The 20,303-nt window shown below is 35.6% G+C and carries 13 protein-coding genes and 1 other RNA gene; 2 read left to right on the top strand and 12 right to left on the bottom strand.

What is annotated here, in order from left to right:
- Positions 1–4 precede the first annotated feature (4 nt).
- The 5 genes from JCM1039_RS03145 to JCM1039_RS03160 all read right to left on the bottom strand — a co-directional run bounded on the left by JCM1039_RS03145 (position 5) and on the right by JCM1039_RS03160 (position 3,910).
- Positions 5–1,237: a metallophosphoesterase gene (locus JCM1039_RS03145; protein WP_025014621.1), complete on the bottom strand. Its 1,233-nt coding sequence runs from the start codon at positions 1,235–1,237 to the stop codon at positions 5–7.
- A gap of 2 nt (positions 1,238–1,239) precedes the next feature.
- Complete coding sequence (locus JCM1039_RS03150) at positions 1,240–2,364, bottom strand: THUMP domain-containing class I SAM-dependent RNA methyltransferase (protein ID WP_025014622.1); 1,125 nt, start codon at positions 2,362–2,364, stop codon at positions 1,240–1,242.
- 72 nt (positions 2,365–2,436) lie between these two features.
- Positions 2,437–2,805: RNase P RNA component class B (rnpB, locus tag JCM1039_RS11925), an RNA gene on the bottom strand.
- Between the two features lie 26 nt (positions 2,806–2,831).
- Entirely contained in the window at positions 2,832–3,251 is a 420-nt protein-coding gene (locus tag JCM1039_RS03155) for a cell division regulator GpsB (RefSeq protein ID WP_025014623.1), read from the bottom strand.
- An 89-nt stretch (positions 3,252–3,340) separates the two neighbouring features.
- A complete protein-coding gene (locus JCM1039_RS03160; RefSeq protein ID WP_025014624.1) occupies positions 3,341–3,910 on the bottom strand; it encodes an SLOG family protein in 570 nt (189 codons plus the stop codon).
- 71 nt (positions 3,911–3,981) lie between these two features.
- Between JCM1039_RS03160 and recU the strand changes: the two genes are divergently transcribed.
- Positions 3,982–4,617 carry a Holliday junction resolvase RecU gene (gene recU, locus JCM1039_RS03165; protein WP_025014625.1) on the top strand — a complete coding sequence of 212 codons (636 nt, stop codon included), beginning with the start codon at positions 3,982–3,984 and terminating at the stop codon, positions 4,615–4,617.
- Positions 4,617–6,938 (top strand): PBP1A family penicillin-binding protein, encoded by a 2,322-nt coding sequence (locus JCM1039_RS03170; RefSeq protein ID WP_034532913.1) that lies wholly within the window; start codon positions 4,617–4,619, stop codon positions 6,936–6,938. The genes recU and JCM1039_RS03170 overlap by 1 nt, the downstream gene beginning before the upstream one ends.
- A gap of 182 nt (positions 6,939–7,120) precedes the next feature.
- Here the strand turns inward: JCM1039_RS03170 and nth are convergent, their stop codons facing one another.
- From nth to JCM1039_RS03205, 7 genes are all read right to left on the bottom strand, one after another.
- Positions 7,121–7,750: an endonuclease III gene (gene nth / locus JCM1039_RS03175; protein ID WP_025014627.1), complete on the bottom strand. Its 630-nt coding sequence runs from the start codon at positions 7,748–7,750 to the stop codon at positions 7,121–7,123.
- Position 7,751: 1 nt separating this feature from the next.
- Positions 7,752–8,396, bottom strand: a complete 645-nt coding sequence (locus JCM1039_RS03180) for a DnaD domain protein (RefSeq protein WP_025014628.1) — start codon at positions 8,394–8,396, stop codon at positions 7,752–7,754.
- A gap of 80 nt (positions 8,397–8,476) precedes the next feature.
- On the bottom strand, positions 8,477–9,775 hold the full coding sequence (gene asnS, locus JCM1039_RS03185; protein ID WP_025014629.1) for an asparagine--tRNA ligase: 1,299 nt from the start codon (positions 9,773–9,775) through the stop codon (positions 8,477–8,479).
- A gap of 54 nt (positions 9,776–9,829) precedes the next feature.
- Positions 9,830–10,327: a hypothetical protein gene (locus JCM1039_RS03190; protein WP_025014630.1), complete on the bottom strand. Its 498-nt coding sequence runs from the start codon at positions 10,325–10,327 to the stop codon at positions 9,830–9,832.
- A gap of 2 nt (positions 10,328–10,329) precedes the next feature.
- A complete protein-coding gene (gene dinG / locus JCM1039_RS03195) occupies positions 10,330–13,107 on the bottom strand; it encodes a helicase C-terminal domain-containing protein (RefSeq protein WP_025014631.1) in 2,778 nt (925 codons plus the stop codon).
- 19 nt (positions 13,108–13,126) lie between these two features.
- Positions 13,127–16,747: a helicase-exonuclease AddAB subunit AddA gene (gene addA, locus JCM1039_RS03200; protein ID WP_025014632.1), complete on the bottom strand. Its 3,621-nt coding sequence runs from the start codon at positions 16,745–16,747 to the stop codon at positions 13,127–13,129.
- A 2-nt stretch (positions 16,748–16,749) separates the two neighbouring features.
- The gene (locus JCM1039_RS03205; RefSeq protein ID WP_025014633.1) at positions 16,750–20,232 is read right to left on the bottom strand and encodes a PD-(D/E)XK nuclease family protein; all 3,483 of its coding nucleotides are present in this window, start codon (positions 20,230–20,232) and stop codon (positions 16,750–16,752) included.
- Positions 20,233–20,303 lie beyond the last annotated feature (71 nt).

Genomic DNA, 20,303 nt, shown 5'->3' on the forward strand with positions numbered 1-20,303 from the left:
TTATTTAATATTTAATTTTTACCTGTAAATTAGTATGATCACTCGTATCATACAAAGTTTCTAGATACAATCTAAACTCAGGATGGTGCGCAATTAAAGTTTTATACGCTTTGGATGCATGAATTTTATTTAATTCACTAACTTTCAAATGATTGTGTCCATTAAAGAAATGATAATTCATCCAGCCAAATAACTTACCCATTGCCCGAACCAAATCTATGTCATCATGATACTTATTTAATTCACTTTGCATCATATCTGCTGAAATACTTCCCAGTTGCAAATCCTTTAAGTATTTATGGAAGTGCACTAAAGTATAATCTTGTTTTTCTTTTTCGGTTAGATACCGTGTCATATCGAAATTTCTTCTAATATAGGTAATATGACGTGAATGAACACGCACTACTCCATATCCTTGATCATTTGAACAAAAACTAGAAGTAACAATTTCGGTAGTTGGCGTTGTCCCTTGCGGCCCCATAATATTTTGTGCATGAATATGACCTGAAAAAGCTAATTTTACATTGTATCTTGCACAAAGACGGCGTAATTCAACTGCATCATCGACAACATACCCTTTATTTACTGCTGGATTATGTGCATATAAATTATGATGCATGAAAAGAATAGGACGCAAATTATGCTCTTGCGCATAACGAAATTGCTTTTCTATCCATTTCAATTGCTCTTTACCGATCATGCCACGAGTATGAGGAGCTTCCGTAGTCTCTTCTCTACCATAAATATTAGAGTCAGCTAAGAGCAGGAAATATTGTGGATTCAACTGAACACTGTATGCTAAAGAACTGTCATCTTCATCAGTAGCTTCACGATAAGATTTATCAAATATTGAGCGCCAGAACATAGGACTAATTTCACCAGCATAAAATTGTTTTTTGCCACGAAATTCTCTAGCCCAGCCATCAAAAATGTCATGGTTTCCAGGCAGAACTAAAACCTTGGTTTTCTTTAATGGTTTAAAAATCTCCGCAAATCGCTCTGCAGAAACTCTTTCTCCATTAAAAGTTACATCACCTGTTACGATAATAGCAGCAGGATTCTTTCGTTGAGCCATCCTCATAAAAGCAGATAATGCTGTTTCTTGGTGATACAAATCTTTCCCCTGACTTGTCTTCTGCATACGGGAAAAGGCCTGTCCTTCATCATGCAAACTATCAGCAATTAAATGGGTATCTGAAATAACCCAAAATTCTGTGTTCAGATCTTTTGTAATCATTTTTACCTTCTATTAGCCCAATATTGGTAGAAATCTACTCTTAAGTTACCGTTGAATAACTTCCGCTTCTTAGTAGCTTTGGCACCAAAACACTTTTCAAAGTTAGGATCAGCAGTTAAGTAGTATTGACTAAATGAATCCAATGGTCGTAATACTTCTCCCATTTGCTTATACAACTCTTCTGCTGATTCACGGTCTTTAAGTCGCTTACCATATGGAGGGTTAGCAATAATAATTCCGTTCTCTAAATCAGTTGTAAAGTCTTTCACCGCAACTTGTTTAAAACGAATATCTTGCAAGACACCTGCATTATGTGCATTCAACTTAGCAATTTCCAGAACAGATTGATCAATATCACTAGCCCAAATTGGTGCTTCTAATGGCTTCACTTCTGCTTTTGCCTTAGCTAAAGCTTCTTTATGCAGATCTGTCTTAAACCAATCAAAACCATCAAAAGCAAACTTACGCCACGTACCTGGTGCAATATTTTTAGCAATTAATGCTGCTTCAATTGCCAAAGTACCTGAACCAGTCATTGGATCAATCAATGGATGTGTACCATTATAAGGAGTCAACTTTAACAAACCTGCCGCAAAGTTTTCCTTTAAAGGAGCACCACCATGTTCTACACGATAACCACGTTTAAATAAACTGGCACCTGTAGTATCCAATGATAAACGAGCAACATTTTTATAGATATGAACATCTAAAAGATATTCATTACCGGTTTCTGGCAAAAAGCCACGACGGTGATATTGATCTATCATCTTATTAACGATTGCTTTTTTAACGATAGATTGAACATCTGGTTCTGAGTGGAGCTTAGATTTAACTGCTCGACCTTGTACAGGGAACTTAGCATCAACAGGCAATAATTCTGCCCAATCATAATCATAAGTTTCATTGAATAAAGTATCAAAATCAGTTGCTCTAAACTCCTTGAGCAAAATTTTGACTCTATCAGCCGTTCTTAACCATAAATTGGTTTTAACAATATCTTCTTGAGTTCCTTTAAAAAATACTCGACCATTTTCAACACGAGTTTTATAACCCATGCTTTGCAATTCTTTATTAACGACGCTCTCAAACCCAGCGCCCATTGTTGCGTAAAGTTGATATTCTTTCATTCTTACTCTTTCGTTTATTTATTATCAAAATAAAAAGAGCTGGACCAAAAGCCCAACTCTGCCGGTGTGAATCTCTATAAGCCACGTTTTGTTCCAGTAATTTTTGGCGAAATTACCTTCAGTAGTCATCTATCTTTATTGCAAAAGCAACAACTCGGTCTTTGGTTCATTTTCTTAGACCGAAGCTCCCCCACCAAATTTGGGTTTCACGCTCGCAGGGTTTACCTCGTTCCACCAAGATCATTTCTGACCTTGCTTCGTCACTGTGGCACTTTTCAGGATAGTAATGCATGTCATAAGATTTAGCACTTTTTCCGCCGTAAAAGTTAAAAAGACTTTTCTCCAGCTTATTAGGCTGAATACGATCACTACAAGCATCGCAGCTTGTGCGTGCGTGGACTTTCCTCAACTAACAATAGTTAGCCGCGCCTACTCGAAATTCACACTGTTAATCATTATAGCAAAAATTAATGCTTTAAGCCATACACATGTTGCTCAAGATTATAAACTTTTCTTTCCAGGGTAGAAATTCTTTGAATAATTGCCATATTGGTTGAAATTTCACCTTGACCATCATCTTCTTGAGCAAAATTAGAAACAGTAGCTGATCTTCTGTGACTTGGAGTATAAGTCTTAAGCTTTTCTTCGTCTTTTTGTTCAGCTGCAACTGTCTTCTTTTCTTTTTGCTTTTCATCCATTAATTGACGTTGCAACGTTCCAATTTGACCGTACAAATCTTCAATTAATTGCTGAAAAGTTTCATAATCAGAAATCACTTGATCTAGATATGCATCAACTTCATCTGGATCATAACCTTTTACTTTACTTCTAAATTGTTTCTTTAATATATCTTGTGCAGATAGTTTTATATCATTTAAATTTGCCATCTTACTGACAACTCCTTTACATTCTCTTTTATTTTAGCAAAAAGATAGTCTACTTAAAACAAATATACCGGCTTTAATAAAACTTTTAACTATTCAGAGAAATTAGAACTTTGATGATTTTCTTGATATTCTTCAGCTGCATCTTGTAAATCATAAAAATCAATTAAATCTAATGGATATTCTTTGGTTTCTTGGTATTTTTGGATTAAATTATAGTCATATTTCGGTTTGCCGGGATGCTCTGGATCATAGATCATCATAGCCCGATCGGTATGCTGAACCATAAAGTTTTGATAATTGCGTAATTGTACGGGACTTTGATACGGCGTATTTGAAGTAGAAGCAAAAAAGTCCACTTTTTCTTTTAAATTAATGTATTTTGCCTGATTATTTTCGTTCCAGCGATTGGCAAATTCTTCATAGGGAATCATAATTGATGTTCGAACAGGATATATTTCTTCTAATTCCAAGCCAACTTCGGCAGCCCATTGTTCTACTCCCAAGTTGGCGCCTGTAATAATCCAATCCAACTGTCCTTCTTCAATTAAACTGACAAAATAGTTTTTTAGGGCATATTTTATTACAGTAATTTTTGGATCCCGATCACCAAAGACATTCAATTCATAGGAACGATATCCAGTCACCCATAAACGCTGCATTATTGTAAGCGCCCCCTAATATATTCAAAAATCCAGTCTTTATTGCTATAATGCTAACAGGAGTGAGGTTAATGGTCAAATATCCAAGCGGTAGTTTAGCCGCATTTAGAAAACCAGTAACAAAAAAAGAAGAACATGCTACTGTTCGGCGCTCATATAAACACAGAAAAGGCGTTAACTTTTCTGATCGTGGTATGACTTTAGAGCAGAAAATAAATGAATCTAATAAATACTATTTAATGGAAGAAATAGCAGTTGTTCATAAAAAGCCAACCCCAATTCAAATTGTTAAGGTTGACTATCCTAAGCGTTCAAAGGCAGTGATTAGAGAAGCTTATTTTAGACAGGCTTCAACCACTGACTATAATGGCGTATACAAAGGTTATTATCTCGATTTTGAAGCTAAGGAAACAAGAAATAAAACAAATTTTCCTTTGAAAAACTTTCATGATCACCAGATCTTCCATTTAGATGAATGTTTAAAACAACAAGGAATTTGTTTTACAATTATTAGATTCGCTAGTTTAGAGAGGTATTTTGTAACTCCTGCTAGCTTTGTAATCCATGCCTATAGAGAAAAGGACAAAAGTTCAATGACTTTAAAGGAAATTGAAAGCCATTCTTACGAGATTAAGAGTGGCTTTCGACCTACCTTGCCTTATCTTGAGGCAGTCGATAAATTAATTGCAGATAGGAAAAGTGAATAATGGAAGACAATAATAATATGAAACGCGAATCACGAAGAGACTATCATGGACGAAGGTCTAATGGTAGTCGCTTATGGGTAAAAATCATTAAATGGATTTTTCTTATTGTGCTTTTAGTAGTGGTCTCAGGTATTGGGCTCTTTGCTTTTTATGCAAAAGATGCGCCTAATATTAGTCAAGATCAATTACAAAGTGGGGGTACCTCTGGACTCTACACTAATAATGGTAAGTTTTTGCTTTCACTTGGTTCTGAAAAGAGAATTTACGTTAAGAATAAGGATATTCCACAACAACTTAAAGATGCTGTTGTTTCCGTAGAAGATAAACGTTTCTATAAGGATCGTTTAGGTGTAGACCCTATTAGAATTGTTGGTTCAATGCTTACTAATGTTAAAAGTAATAGTATTGCTGCTGGTGGTTCTACTATTACTCAACAGCTAGTTAAGTTGACGGTGTTCTCAACTGCTGCTTCACAGCGTACCTTAAAGAGAAAGGCACAAGAAGCTTGGCTAGCCATGAAAGTACAACACGAATTTAGCAAGGATCAAATTTTGGAATTCTATGTTAATAAAGTGTTTATGAACTATGGTAACTACGGAATGGGTACCGCCGCAAATTACTACTACAATAAGACACTTAAACAATTGGATTTGGCTCAAACTGCTTTAATTGCGGGGATGCCTAATGCCCCTGTTGCTTATGACCCTTACCTATATCCACAAAAAGCCAGATATCGTCGTAACGTTGTTTTAAAGACGATGCTAGAAAATGATAAGATCACTAAGAGTCAATACAATCTAGCTATTAACGAACCAATCAATAAGGGCCTTCGTCCTAGACATTCTAATAATGAATCTAAGATCAGAAAGATTGATGATCCATATATCAAAGAAGTTATCTCTGAAGTTAAAAGCAAGGGCTTTGACCCATATAATGATAACTTGAAGATAACTATCAATATTGATCAAAATGCTCAAAACAAGCTTTACAAGTTGGCAAACAACGGCTCTGTCCCTTTCACTAATAATAAGATGCAAGTTAGTGCTACTGTGGTTGATCCTAACAACGGTCACGTAGTTGCTATCTTGGGTGGACGTCACTTACCTTCCGTTCAATTAGGTCTTGACCGTGCTGTACAAACGGGAAGATCAACTGGTTCTTCTATCAAGCCTGTGTTAGATTACGGTCCAGCAATCCAATACTTAAATTGGTCAACAGCTAAAATGATTGATGATAGCAAGTACGTTTACCCTGGTACTAACATTCAACTTTATGACTGGGATAACAAGTATGATGGCTTAATGACCATGCGTAAGGCTTTGGAACAATCAAGAAACGTTCCTGCCGTTAAGACACTTGCTGAAGTTGGTGTTAAACGTGCTTCTGCCTTTGCTCGTAGAATGGGCGTTAATGTTCCTGCAAGTTCTGGTTTATCTGTAGCCATTGGTGCTAATGCTTCAAGTTTACAAATGACTGGTGCCTACAGTGCCTTTGCTACAATGGGTATTTACCACAAGCCTCAATTCGTATCTAAGATTGAAACTCCTGATGGTTTAACTAGAAATTATGACTCAAACGGTGTCCGCGTTATGAAGAAGTCAACGGCATATATGATTACTGATATGCTTAAAGGCGTAATCAAACGTGGTTCTGGTACAAGTGCTAAAATTGCTAATTTATATCAAGCTGGTAAAACTGGTACTGTTAAATATTCAGATGAAGATTTAGCCAAGTATCCTGGTTATAATTCAACACCAAAAGATTCTTGGTTTGTCGGTTACACCAGATCATATGTAATGGGCGTTTGGACTGGTTATGATAATTTGAAGGACGGTACTATTTCTGGTGTTGGTCAACAATCTGCCCAATTGCTGTACAAGAGCATGATGACTTACCTTATGAATAACAAGCCAAACTTAGATTGGAAACAACCTAAGTCAGTTGTAGGAGCAAGAATTGTTAACAATTCTAACCCACCTGAAGTTGCTTCAAGTGGTGGTACTTGGCAATTATTCGTTAGGGGTCACGCCCCTGCCGGAGTTGGTAACAGTGCAACTAGTTACGATGAAGATGATGAAGAAACTGATAGTAGTGATAATACTGGTACTACTAATTCACCAGCAACTGCTGAAAGCAGATCTTCATCAAGTAGCGAGAATGGTTCAACGAATCAATCTAGTCGAAGCCAAAGAGCTTCTTCTGAACAAAGTCGTGCACAGTCTTCCTCATCATCCCAGGCTCAAAGCAGTGCAACGTCTAGATCTGAAAATAATGGTGGTGGTCGACGCGAGCAAGAAAATTCTAGTTCAAATAATCAATAATATATTTTTTGAAAGTCAAACTGTAATTTGCAGTTTGGCTTTTTGTTTACTTTTGTTTTTGTTTGTCTGCTGGAACGGAGTGAAAGCAGACTTTTTTATTTTTTAAAAATAAATTTAGTAACAACTGACTTGATAATATTTTTGTAAAAAAGAAGCAATGTTTTTCATTGCTTCTAAAAAGATTATTTTTGTGAGTTTAAATAAGAATATGGATCGCCTTTTGCTCTTGAAGGCATTGTATAACGACCAAACAGAATCATTGCGTGATGAGTCTTAATCCATTCATCTTTTGGCAAAATTGATTCCAATCTTTTTTCAACTTCATGTGGCGTTGCTTTTTCATCTACAATATGAAACTTCTTGGAAATTCTTGAAACATGCGTATCTACTGCAATAGCCGGAACTCCATAGCCTTCAGCTAGTACAACGTTAGCAGTCTTCTCTCCTACTCCAGGCAAAGTCATTAAGGTCTTTTTATCTTTAGGGACTTGGCTATCATACTTGCCTACCAAAATTTGAGCCGTAGCTTTTAAATGTTTAGCCTTAGATCTATACAAGCCAATCGTCTTTATCTCTTCTTCAATTTTTTCAATTGGTGCAGCTGCTAAACCTTCGGGGGTCGGGAATTCTTTGCTAAATTTTGGCATTACTCGATTAACCATTCGATCCGTTGTCTGTGCACTCATCACAACTGCACATAACAAATGGAACTTACTATCCCATTGCAATTCTCCTTTAGCATCAGGATAAAGAGATAATATTTTATTTAAGACCTTACGAGCCTCATCGTCACTTAACAATTCTTCTGTCATATTATCTATTCCTCTTTAAAAACCTTTCAACTTCTTCTGGTGTTTTTAGATTATGTCTCTGCCAGTTAAGCAAAACACGGTCGATATACTTTAAAGAATAAGCCTGCGATAATACAGCCTCTCGTAATGCTAATTCTATAATTTCCGGATCATAATGGTCAACACTGAGCCATTGTGCAATTTCCTCACGCTCAATTGGACTCAAATAACGACCAAATTCCACTTCAACTTTTCGAGATAGATAATTTAAAGGGCTATTTTCTAAATCGTTTGTAACAGCTACAGTTTTATCCTTTTTATTGTCCTTAATTAGAATATTTTGATCAATATAATTGTCTAAGACATCATATAACTTATTTAGACTATATTTATTGCCAATTTTATCTTGATCATCAGTCGTTTGTTCGATCGTTAAATAATTACGATCAATCAACCTCTGAATCAAATTACTAACATCCGTAACCGATAGATTGGTATTGGCAGCTATCTTTTCATTCGAGGGGAAAGATTCACCACGCTGATTAAAGGCTTCAAGTTGGATGATTAGCAGTAGTTCTGCATCACTAATATTTAATCGAGGATAATATGCTATTAAGCCGTTCTGCAAAGTAGTAAACCCTAACGCACGGTAGTCATTAAATTGCAAAATAATTTTCCTTTCAAAAACAAAAGTTGAACTAACAAATAGTCCAACTTTTGTTTAAATATCTAATTTTTAAATGCTAATTAAGGTTGCATTCTGTTGATCAATCTTGGGAATGGAATTGCTTCACGGATATGGTCAAGGTGACAAACCCAAGCAATAGTACGTTCAAATCCCATACCGAAACCAGAGTGAGGAACACCACCGAATTTACGTAAGTCAAGGTACCATTGGTAATCTTCGAGGTTAAGACCTGCGTCCAAAATTTGTTGCTTCAAAACTTCGTAATTACCTTCACGTTCTGAACCACCAAAGATTTCACCGTAGCCTTCAGGTGCAATAACATCGGCACATAAGTATTCCTTAGGATTGTCTGGGTTCTTCTTCATGTAAAATGGCTTGATAGAAGTTGGATAGTTGACAATAAAGACAGGACGATCGTATTGTTCAGAGATGTATCCTTCATCAGGTGCTCCGAAATCGTCACCCCATTTGAAGTCTCGACCAGCATCTTGAAGCATCTTTACAGCATCGTCATATGGAAGACGAACGAAGTTACCTTCAGTAGTTGGACGAAGCTTTTCTGGATCTCTACCTAAAATCTTAAGTTCGTATTCATTCTTGTCCAAAACTTGCTTAACCATGTAAGCTAAGTATCTTTCTTGAAGATCGAGAGATTCGTCTTGGTGCATCCAAGCCATTTCAGGTTCCATCATCCAGAATTCAGTCATGTGACGACGGCCCTTTGATTCTTCCGCTCTAAATGTTGGACCAAAAGTAAAGATCTTGCCATAAGCCATAGCACCAGCTTCACCGTATAATTGACCAGATTGTGATAAGTAAGCATCATGGTCAAAGTAGTCAACGTGGAATAATTGAGTAGTACCTTCTGGAGCTGAGTGCATGAAAATTGGGGCATCAAACTTGATGAAGCCTTCCTTTTCAAAGAAGTCTACAGTAGCCTTAAACATAGTGTTTCTAATTTGCATAATTGCAAATGGCTTCTTTGATCTTAACCATAAGTGACGGTGATCAAGTAAGAAGTCAACACCGTGTTCCTTGTTACCAATTGGGTAGCCTTCGCTGTTTGAAACTACCTTCAAATCAGTAATTTGAATTTCGTAACCAAAGTGAGAACGTGCATCTTCGTGAACAATACCAGTAATATAGAAACTAGCTTCTTGTCTAAGAGTTTTAGCAGTTTCAAAAACTTCTTCTGATACGTCGTTCTTACGAACTACCCCTTGGAAAAATGCAGTACCATCACGTAATTGCAAAAAAATAATCTTTCCGCTTGATCGTTTATCTGTAAGCCAAACATGCATTTTCACTTCTTGGTCAACATGTTTGGAAGAATCTTTAATTGAAATCAATTCTGTCATAAAATTCCTATCCACCTTTTTATCATTTATACAATGTACATGATACCAAAGTTTCTACAAATTATCGACTTCTGAGATATCATTTCCATCTTTAAATTCATATAAAGTATAACCTAGATTGCCATTTTGTTTTTTATAGGCAACTTCCCAAACAGCTTCACCTTTGTACCAACCCAGATTAATATGATTAATTGTAGCATTTGAATGAAAAGATTTAAACTTATTTTTAATATTAGCTTCACTTACACCGCGCTTTGCAGGATATAAATAAGCTTTTTTAGAATTAGGCAAGTAAATGAAATAGTAGCCTTTACCTTTCTTATTTGTACCATTGATTGCGTAGCTACTGGTGCCACGGTCCAAATGATAATACTTAGAGATATTAGTAATTGGCGTTTTGCTTCTAGCTAATTGGGCTATTCTTTGATAATTTCCTCTACTCTTAGAGCCGGCATAGTAAAAAATCCCAATACTTACAAAGAAAGCAATAATAATTAACCCAATTACCCATGCTACAAATTTAATTGTTTGCCTTGTATCGTCTTGTATCATAACTATTTATTTCTTAACTTCTTCTTTAGTTCTTTTAGTGTTACTTTTTCTACCTTTACAGGAATAGCCTTCAAAAATGCATCCCCATAATTTTGGCTCCATATTCTTGGATCCAGAATAACGAATTGACCATGATCATGCTCACCGCGAATCAGACGTCCCATACCTTGTCTAAAGCGAATAATTGCACGAGGAAGACTATCTTTTTCAAAGACGTTAATTCCTTGATCCTCTAATTTCTTCTGCCTTAAGCGCACTTCAGGCTGTTCTGGAGACTCAAATGGAAGGCGTGCCGCAAACACAGTATCAATACCACAGTCATGGAAGTCAATTCCCTCCCAGAAACTATCAGCACCTATAATAATTGCTTTTTTAGCAATTACAAACCTTTTAGCAATTCGATTGTTTGAACCCGACATACCTTGAGCCAAAATTTCAAAATCTTTTAGTTCTGGTGCATTTAAAACTTCGGTAAAAACATCATAAATTTTATCAAGATTAGTCATTAAAACCAATACATGATTTTTATCCGCCAAATCATTAATCATAATTTGTGCGATTTCTTTTTGATAATCTTCACTATCTGGATTAGGCATATTAACTACAGCATAAGCTTCCAGATGCTTCTTCATGTTAAAAGTACTCTTGCCAATGTATTTAACTAGATTCATATTGCTTAAGGCTAATTGACTAATTGCGTAGTCAAAATTATGATCACTAGTCAATGTAGCACTGACAAATGCAATATGATCAAAACGACTATAAATTTGGTTAAGCACATCACTAGTATCAAGCATTAACCAATCTAAATTGGTGCTAAGTGGATCTTCTGGATTAGTAATCATCAAAATAAAACCATCTTGTGCTAGATTCTTTTGATCAGAAAGCAAATCTGCTAATTGATATCCTTTTTCAGAATAATAATCAAGACGATCAATCTGTTCAGTGACTTCACTAACTAATTCTTCTATATTAGCCAGCATTCTTTCTTGCTCATGATAGAGTTCAAACAAAACCTGATTGGTTAATTCCCTAACTTCTTCAAGCTTTTGCTGAAACTTAGGCAATATCTGTTTAAAACGACTATTTTGATTAAATAGTCCTTTGCCTTGGAAGCTAAGTTCAAGCGTGCCATTAGGCAAATTAACCTTATTGATTGCATTATCATGCTGTGCATAGAGTTGTTTTTGCAACTCATTGATCAAATTGATTAGCTCTAAAATCTTAGGATCCAGCTTATTCAATAAGAAATTGATCTGCACATTATCATTGAATTGACTTTCTACACTGTCATTTGAATAATATAGCAAATTACGCAAATGGCTTAACACACCCCAAAGTGCTTCAAAGCGCATTGAATCATTACGTGAACTAATCACATTATCCGCAAAACGGTGTGCTTCATCAATTACTAAATATGGATTTTGACCCCAAATAGTATCCATATAGTGGTTAGCCAAATATGCATGGTTAGTGACCAAAATATCGGCTTCTTCTTGCTTACGACGAGCTAAATTCCAGAAGTCAACTTCCGCAAAACGACTGCCTACACGAGCATCCCCAGGATGTTGAATTTGTGCAAACAGCGGTGCATTGTAATTAGTTAAATTCAGCTCATCTAGATCCCCTGTTTTTGTTTTAGTCAACCAAACTAAGATCTGCATTTGTAAAATCAACGTAGGCTTATTAGGCGTACCCTGGAAAATTGTTTGTACAAAGCCATCTAAGTCAAGATAACGACTGCTGGATTTAACAACTTCAGCCTTCAAGTCAAGCTTAGTTACCTTGAGCAACTGTGGAATTTCTCTTTCCATCACTTGTTCTTGCAAAACCTTAGTTGGTGTAGCAATTACTAATTTTCTTCCTGAATACAGCTGATAAGCATAGGTAAACAGATAAGAAAATGTTTTACCTGTACCATTAGGTGCTTCTACAAGCATCGCATTTTTATCAGGATTATTAATAAATTGATGCAAATGATTAATCAAATCAACTTGGGCTCTGCGGAAATGCAGCTTTCCCTTAAACAATTTGCGTTTATCATCATCTTGTGGGAACGTGCTATTTTCGCCATGACTATCAAAATGCTCATTTTGCTTTTGTAAAACAATATTGCGTACCTGCATATATTCTGCAGGAAGTGGTCTTTTTTCTTGTCTCAAACTATCCGCAATCGTCGTAATGACCCACGATGTATCACGAATCAATCCATGTGACAAAGAACTTAACGTATTAAGCGTAGCTTGAGGCAAAGTTTCAAGTTGTTTAATAATCTTGATCAACAATACAGCTGTACCATAAGCATCAGAATCAGCTTTATGAGGATTCAAATGCTTAATCTCAAGCTGCACCGTTAAATCACTCAACTTATATGATGGCAAAGTTGGAAAAGCAATTTTAGCCAATTCAACTGTATCAATTGCTTTATTAGTTAACGCATCATAACCATGTTGCGTTAATTCATAATTTAAAAATGGCAAGTCAAAATCAACATTATGAGCGACAAATACTGTATTTTGTAAAATTTTGACTATCTTAGGTGCATAAAAATCAAAATCTTTTTGCTTTTGTACATCTTCATTATTAATACCAGTTAAATTAACAACAGATTGAGGTATTTCACGATGGGGATTAATCATAAAAGAGTAAGTTTTAACCACTTTAAGATTTTTAATAATTGCACACCCAAATTGAATAATGTGATGGCCATTTTCTCGCTGTGTTCCTGTGGTTTCTAGATCCACTACAGCAAAGGTATCTTTTGCAAATATTTTTGCCATCCTGCTCCTCCCTTCTTGTCTACTTAACTTCTACTACTTGCTTAACATCAAGCAAAATCAAATACTTTCCAATTACTTTTTTACTACTGAATTCATTTAATGCTCGTTCATATAAACGAAGCTGTCCGGTATATTTCTCCTTAATTAATTCAATTGATTTATCTAAATGTGTTTTGTCGACATGATCAGTTTTGTAGTCAAACAAAATAATACCATTATTTGTAATAAAATAGCCATCAATCGTACCATGAACCAAAATTTTTGCATTTGGATCACTAAAATTATTAAATAATGTTCTAGCAGAAAGCAGACTAGAAAAATCAACTTCTCGTTTTAGATTTTCAGGTCTTTGCCAGAATTCTTTAGCAAAATCGCTATGAACAAACCATTCAATTTGATCTTTTTTAAGACTAGAAACAATGTCGGCATTTAATTTCTTTTGCTCAATTAAGTGTTGGATCTCTTGATCAAGCTGTTCATCACTTCCATCACCAGTGTAGTCATAATATTGCAAAATCAAGTGCGTTGCAGTACCAATCTCTGCACCGGTAAATTTAATTTGATATAAAAAGCTTGGCTTAGTATCGATTGGCTGCAAATATCGATTAGTCGAAGCTAGCAAATGAGAATTCTCTAATTCTGCTTCATCAGGATCATTAAAAGCTTTTTTGATTTCAGAAACGGCTTGATAAGCAGTCGTGGCACTAGCATCTTTAAATGGATAATCAAATTGATAAAGCTTTTCAGCAGTTTGAGTCAGAGTCTTAACTTCTGTATCGCTATCTTCATGTGACTCTTTTTCTTCATTAGTAGAGCTATCTACTTTTGAATCATCATCTGAAAAATCAACAAACAAAATTGGCTGGCTCTGATCAAGCGAGTTTGTAATATCAGTAATTTTCATAGCTACACGACGATCAAATGCTAAGGCTGGTCCCATAAAACTTAATGGTGTCGTCGCTGATAATTTATCTGCTAGTGATAATTGGCCTTGATAATCTAGCTCATTAGACCATTCTTTGACCTTTTTATCAAAACTAGGAATATCACCAACTAAAATCAGCTTTTGCTTAGCACGCGTTAAAGCAACGTAAAGAACACGTGCTTCTTCTTCAAGTAGTTGTCTCTTCTTAGTAATATTGCCCATTGCTTTAACTAAAGAGTCAATTCGATAATGTTTTTCTCGTAAAGTGACGCCTAAACCATCAGCATTAATGACATAATTCCCCTTAAGGTCTCTTAATTGATATTGATAATACATCCCCAAATAAAAGACTATTGGGAACTCCAACCCTTTTGAACCATGGATTGTCATCAATCTCACTGCATTCCCAGCTTCTTTAGTTAACAGTGGTTGGGCCAAATCCTTTTGACTTTGACGCATTCTATTAATGAAGTTAATGAACTGGTAAAGTCCCTTAAAGCCAGCACTTTCATAAGAAGTAGCTCTTTCATAAAGTGCCTCTAAGTTAACGCGCCGTTGTTCACCATTAGGCAATGCAGTCATTATTTCCAAAAGGTTAGTTCGTGTATAAATACTCCAAATCAATTCAGAAATTCTATGAGTAGTAGCAAATTCACGCAATGAAGCAAGTTGATTCAAAAAGTCTTTGCATCTATTGCTGAGTTCATCTCCCACACCGACGTATGAAGTAAGAGCACTGTAAAAGCTACTATTCTTACTCTTAATTCTAATTTTAGCTAAATCTTTTTCACCAAAATTAAAGAGTGGCGAACGCAAAACCGTAACTAGCGGAATATCCTGGTCAGGATTATCGATGATTTTTAAATAATTCATGATGACAGTTAATTCAAACGTCTGGAAGTAATTTTCAGCATCTGTCACAAAAAGAGGAATGTCTTGTTTAGCGAATTCTTGCATGATTTCCAAATTATCGCTATGACTTCTAGTCAAAATAGCGATGTCACTATACTTCATCTCACGCATTTTCCCGCTTTTACTATCAAACACTTGCATGTGTTCTTCTTTTAATTGCTTTATTCGGGCCAAGACCATTTGGATTTCTGAAAAATCTACTTTATCGCTGCTTTCATCTCCGCCCCTCTCTTTTTTATGAACTATTACTTCACTCGCTTTAGGCAGATTATCAGGATAATATTTAGCACCAAAAACTAATTGTCCTTCTTTTTGATAATCAATCCCACCAAAATCAGAACTCAAAATGCTATTAAACAGATGGTTTACAGTACGAGTAACTGGTTCAGTCGATCTAAAATTGTCAGAAAGCAAAATACGTTCTTCATGTTCATTCTGTTCTTGAGCAAAGTCATGATATTTTCTTAAGAACAAACTTGGTTCAGCTTGTCTGAAACCATAAATAGACTGCTTTACATCCCCAACCATAAACAAGGTATTTTTACCTGTTTCTCTAATTTGCTGGATAATATTTTCCTGCAAAGCATTAATGTCCTGGTATTCGTCGACTAGAATTTCTTTAAACTTGTTTTGGTAGAAATCCCTAGCCATCTGTGAACTAGACGTATCCTGACTAAGAATACGATAAGCTAGCTGTTCCATATCGCTATAATCGATTAAATTCTCGTCTCGCTTTAATTTATTAAAACGATCAATTAAAGCAATTTCTGCCTGTGCAATTGCATTTACAATTTTTTGGCCATCGTGCATTACTTTTACTTGCTCTTTTTCATCAGTCGCAAAAAATGCAGTAAAGGTATCAAACACTTGACTCTTAGCTTCATCTTTTAATTTCTGCAAGTCACCATAAAATTCAACGATGTCTTCATCCCATTTATTTGACTTGCGATATCTTCCTGTAAAAGCACAAGAGCGTAGCAAATCTCTTTGTTCATCATAGGGCTTGTCTTCAGTCAATGCTGCTAAGAAGTTATGCAAATTTTGGGCAAATAATTCAAAGTCCTCTCTGACCTTTTTTAATTCTTTAGTTTCAAAGATAGTTTCTTCAAAATACCCATTAATTTTATCTTCTATGCCTTTAAAACTATCTAACAAATATGGCTTAATTTGCTTTTGCCAGAGCTTTGATTTAGTAATCTCGTCGTTTGTTTCATATACTTCCGGCAATTGTTTTAGCCAAGCATGATATTCTGGTTTGGCCATAGCGTAATTATACAAATCTAGCAATAAATCACGTGGACTATCTGCATCCCTATCACCAGCAAAATTATCATAGAAACGGCTAAAGTCTGAATCTTTTTGGGTAAAGAATTCTCCTTCAACTTCACGCAAAGCACGTTCTTTTAGTAAAGCTGCTTGAGTTTCATCAGTAAGAATTTGAAAACTAGGGTCCAGATCCACTGAATAGTAGAAACGGTGAATCACTTCTAGACAAAACGCATCAATAGTCGAAATATTAGCGGTATCTACCTGATTCAATTGTTCACGTAAATATCTGCGATTGACGCCAGGTTTAGCCATTTCTTGAGTTAAAGCATTCTTTATTCTAGTTTTCATTTCTTCGGCGGCTGCTTTAGTAAAAGTAACGACCAGTAGTTCACTTACTTGAGTTCCCGCCAAAATTTCTCTTAAAACTCGTTCAACTAAGACTGTAGTTTTACCACTACCAGCCGAAGCTGAAACTAAAATATCATGTCCACGATCATTGATCGCTTTTTCTTGCTCTTTAGTAAACTGTGGCAAAATTAGTCCTCTCTTCCTAATCTTTCTTTTATTTTAGCTAAAAAATCTTTTTTCTTCATATTGTTAATTTCATGATATTGATTTTGTCTAAGCATAGCATCAAAGAAGAAAATATCCTTAAAGTCTGAATAAGTTAGGGCATTTTGTGACTTACCATACTTATATGGATTCAAACTAATCTTACCGGAAAGAATCTGACTTGATGCTTCCTTGATCAAATATTCATCATATTCTAGCAACAATTCAATTTCATCTTCGCTAAAGCTCCTATTTGCAGGTAAACTAAAACCACCTTTAGCCTTAGTTTTAACGCCTGTATAAAGTTCAGAAGCTTGTTTAGTGCTACCCTCTAATAATGGCTCGGCCTCTGTTAAAATATCCGGATCGTTACTAATAATTCCGTTATACATTAATTTAGGCTTACTATCAGTTGCCGTTTGACGCAGATTCATAGAACTATCAATTAATTTATCACTGTTTAATCGTTCTAATTGTCTAGTAACCGTTTGATAAAATGCGCCCAATAAGGACAGCTGATCATTTCCAGCAAAGAATTGACCATTATTAGCCAAAACATCTAGATATGACACCATCTGTAAGGCGATACCGTTATAAAACATCCCTAAATCAAACTTCTTAGCAGATGATTTATAGTCAATAACCTGTGCCAGCACTTGATCTTTATCGGCAAAATTAGCTAAATCTACTCGATCCATTTTTCCGCGCAAATCCACATGATGATTACCTGATAAATCTGGAACATCGAAGCTCAGACCCTTAAGTCGTTCGCCTACTCCAAAACTTAATTCAGAATACTTCGCCCTAAGTGGAGTTTTAGTTAATGACCTGCGCCAGTTATGAGCTACTTTCGATGTTGTATGATCCAAGCATTTGAATAAATACTGATTAAACGGATCATTCATTAACTGAGCATACTTACCTTCATCCTTCATGACATCCCTAACCGAATTAAGCATACTTTCTAATTCGGTACTATTAAGATCAGCTAAATCAAGATGTCGCTTATTAAGCTGCTTGACCAAACGATCAAAGGTCTCGTGGAAATAATTACCTGCTTGAATCACATCGAATTCATTTTCAAAACGACGCCGCAGTCTTAAACCGTAAGTTAAGAAATATTCATATGAATTTTCATAAAAGGTTTCTAGCTGTGAAACTGATGAATTCAAATTTTCACCATAAAGCTTTGTAGCAAGCTCTTGACCAATATCTTCTGGCCGATTATCAAACTGACTGGCGTCTAAAACAGAATCCGTCTTTTGTGGCAATACCTTTTGCGTAAGCTCAAGCAATTTCGTAACTGCTGAAAACTTGGCTGATGAATTCATATAAGCTAAATAGCCCAGACTAGCATCTGCATTAGTGATAAACGACAACAAATCCTGCAATTTTTCTGGTAAATCATGTTGCTCAAATTCACGAGCGCCATAATTACTTAGCCGTTGGTAATAAATAGAGGGATCGAGCGTCTCATTTGATGCATTCAAAACAGGGTAAGACACATACACACGATCTTGGGCCAGAGCAAGTGACAAACCAAACTGATAATTTTGATCGAAATTATTCAGTTGTTGATTGTCTTCTAGATATGAATCATCACTAAAACTATTTTGCAACTGAGCCAAGTTTTCAGTGGTCAAAAAGCCTGGCATCTTTTGAATAGCAGGTAAATTACCACTCGTAGCACCAATGATGAAAACTTGTTTATAGCCACTAGTTTGAACCATCCCAATTTCAGATAAGTTAACTGCGTCAAGTGTTGATGGAATTTGTGAGAAATTAGCTTCCTTAAAGGCACTGATCAACATGTTGAAGAATTCATCCATGTTAAATTCTTCAGGGTTAATCATTAAATAATCGCTGAGCAGTTGGATCAGCAAATCCCACAATTGCTCTGGTTGCTGTGCTTGTTGCAGGTTTCCTGCATCGTTAGCATCATCACGCCATTTTTCTAGTCTTGCGGCTATTCCATTTTCAGTTAAAAAATCAAAAAAGATAGTTAATGCTTTTTGACTATTCTCCTCTTGAGATAATTTTTCAAACAGATTAGTTACCTTATCAACCAAATAACCACGTAGGCGATCAATCTTGGCAACTTCTTCATCCATTTTATCTAGTCGAATAACTTCCGCATTCACAAAGTCAGAGAACTTTTTACGCCACAAACCATGATTAATCCCGTGAGCTAAAACAAAGTTCTCTAACTCATCAACATCATGAATATATTCTGCTTCTTCTTTGTACCAAGATGGAATAAGCAAGTGTGTCTTCAAAATAGCTAACATACTAGCCGTTGAAAAAGGATTTTCCTTTAAATCATGTAAATTAAACAGATTTTCAATTAATACAACTAGAGGGTGATATTTCATCTCTTGCTGCAAATCATTGAAGAAAGGAATTTTATTCTGTCTTAAAATTGGCGTTAAATAAGTTTCATACTCTTTTAAATCTGGTGCTAAGATCAAGAAATCATGGTAGCGATAATTACTTAAAGCCACTTGCTGATATATTGTCCGCGCCACAAAATAAGCCTCTGCATAGCGTGAATCTGCTTTTACTAATTGCACCTGATTTAAGTCATCAGTTTTAGAAATTGCTTCAGTCCACAAACTATTGAGAATTTCACGCTTTGTCGGCTTAGGAGAAAGCGGAAAACTTTTAACTGTATACTCCATTTTTCTTTCCTGTAAAAATGAAGTGAAGCGTCCAATCGTTTGCTGAATAACGTAATCATAGTCGCCTTCTTCAGCCTGCGGATTAATATCACCCAATCTTGTCTTAAAAGCTAATACTACATCCTTAGCTTTACGCATTAGCAACTTGATAGTTAAAGTTTCTTGTAAAGAGAAATGTGAAAAGTCACAGAAATAGAAGCTAGCATCCCCTAGATCTTTTCTTTTAGCCAAAATTTCATTTAATTGTACTTGAACTTCATTCTTAGTCGAGAATTTTCCTGCTATTTCTTTAATAAAAGCATCGTAAATTATGCGTAAATCGTGGACTTTGCTTTTGGTCTCTTGATCTAGACTTTCTTCATCAATGTCTTCTAAATTTACGTTGCCATCATAAATCTGTAAAATAGTACTGTACAATTGGTTGATTAAACCAGTATTGGAATTTTCAAAAATAGTCAGCTTATCTTTTTCCTGTTCTACGATATGCGTAAGCAGCATTGCACTAGCCGCATCATCTAATTGTGTTGGCAAGCCTTGTTCTGCATCCTTTAAAAAGAACCAAGCAAGACGAGAAAAAGAAAGGACGTGCAGATTTTTTACTGCCGTCTCACTCTGATTTTTACTGATTGCAAGTTTATTAATTGCCCTAACTTCTGTGGTAAACTTAATATGATTAGGAACAATGATGAAAGTTTTATTTTCTGGATGCTGCTGATAATTTTTCACAGCTTCTTCCAGAATTTTTTCTTGTAATGGGTCGGTTTGTCTTCCTGTTAGAATTTTGATCATTTGTTCGTACTCCTTGCATAATATTTTAGCATAACAAGGTTTTAACTTTTATTAAATCTATTTTAAGGATG

This window comes from Lactobacillus kitasatonis DSM 16761 = JCM 1039, from assembly GCF_000615285.1.
GTDB classification, from domain to species: Bacteria; Bacillota; Bacilli; order Lactobacillales; family Lactobacillaceae; genus Lactobacillus; species Lactobacillus kitasatonis.

Excerpts from the sequence above, each read along its gene's own strand:
- JCM1039_RS03205 (WP_025014633.1), bottom strand. The coding sequence starts at position 20,232 with ATGATCAAAATTCTAACAGGAAGACAAACCGACCCATTACAAGAAAAA.
- JCM1039_RS03190 (WP_025014630.1), bottom strand. The coding sequence starts at position 10,327 with ATGATACAAGACGATACAAGGCAAACAATTAAATTTGTAGCATGGGTA.
- asnS (WP_025014629.1), bottom strand. The coding sequence starts at position 9,775 with ATGACAGAATTGATTTCAATTAAAGATTCTTCCAAACATGTTGACCAA.
- JCM1039_RS03155 (WP_025014623.1), bottom strand. The coding sequence starts at position 3,251 with ATGGCAAATTTAAATGATATAAAACTATCTGCACAAGATATATTAAAG.
- nth (WP_025014627.1), bottom strand. The coding sequence starts at position 7,750 with ATGACAGAAGAATTGTTAAGTGACGATGAGGCTCGTAAGGTCTTAAAT.
- JCM1039_RS03145 (WP_025014621.1), bottom strand. The coding sequence starts at position 1,237 with ATGATTACAAAAGATCTGAACACAGAATTTTGGGTTATTTCAGATACC.
- JCM1039_RS03150 (WP_025014622.1), bottom strand. The coding sequence starts at position 2,364 with ATGAAAGAATATCAACTTTACGCAACAATGGGCGCTGGGTTTGAGAGC.
- dinG (WP_025014631.1), bottom strand. The coding sequence starts at position 13,107 with ATGGCAAAAATATTTGCAAAAGATACCTTTGCTGTAGTGGATCTAGAA.
- recU (WP_025014625.1), top strand. The coding sequence starts at position 3,982 with ATGGTCAAATATCCAAGCGGTAGTTTAGCCGCATTTAGAAAACCAGTA.
- JCM1039_RS03160 (WP_025014624.1), bottom strand. The coding sequence starts at position 3,910 with ATGCAGCGTTTATGGGTGACTGGATATCGTTCCTATGAATTGAATGTC.
- JCM1039_RS03170 (WP_034532913.1), top strand. The coding sequence starts at position 4,617 with ATGGAAGACAATAATAATATGAAACGCGAATCACGAAGAGACTATCAT.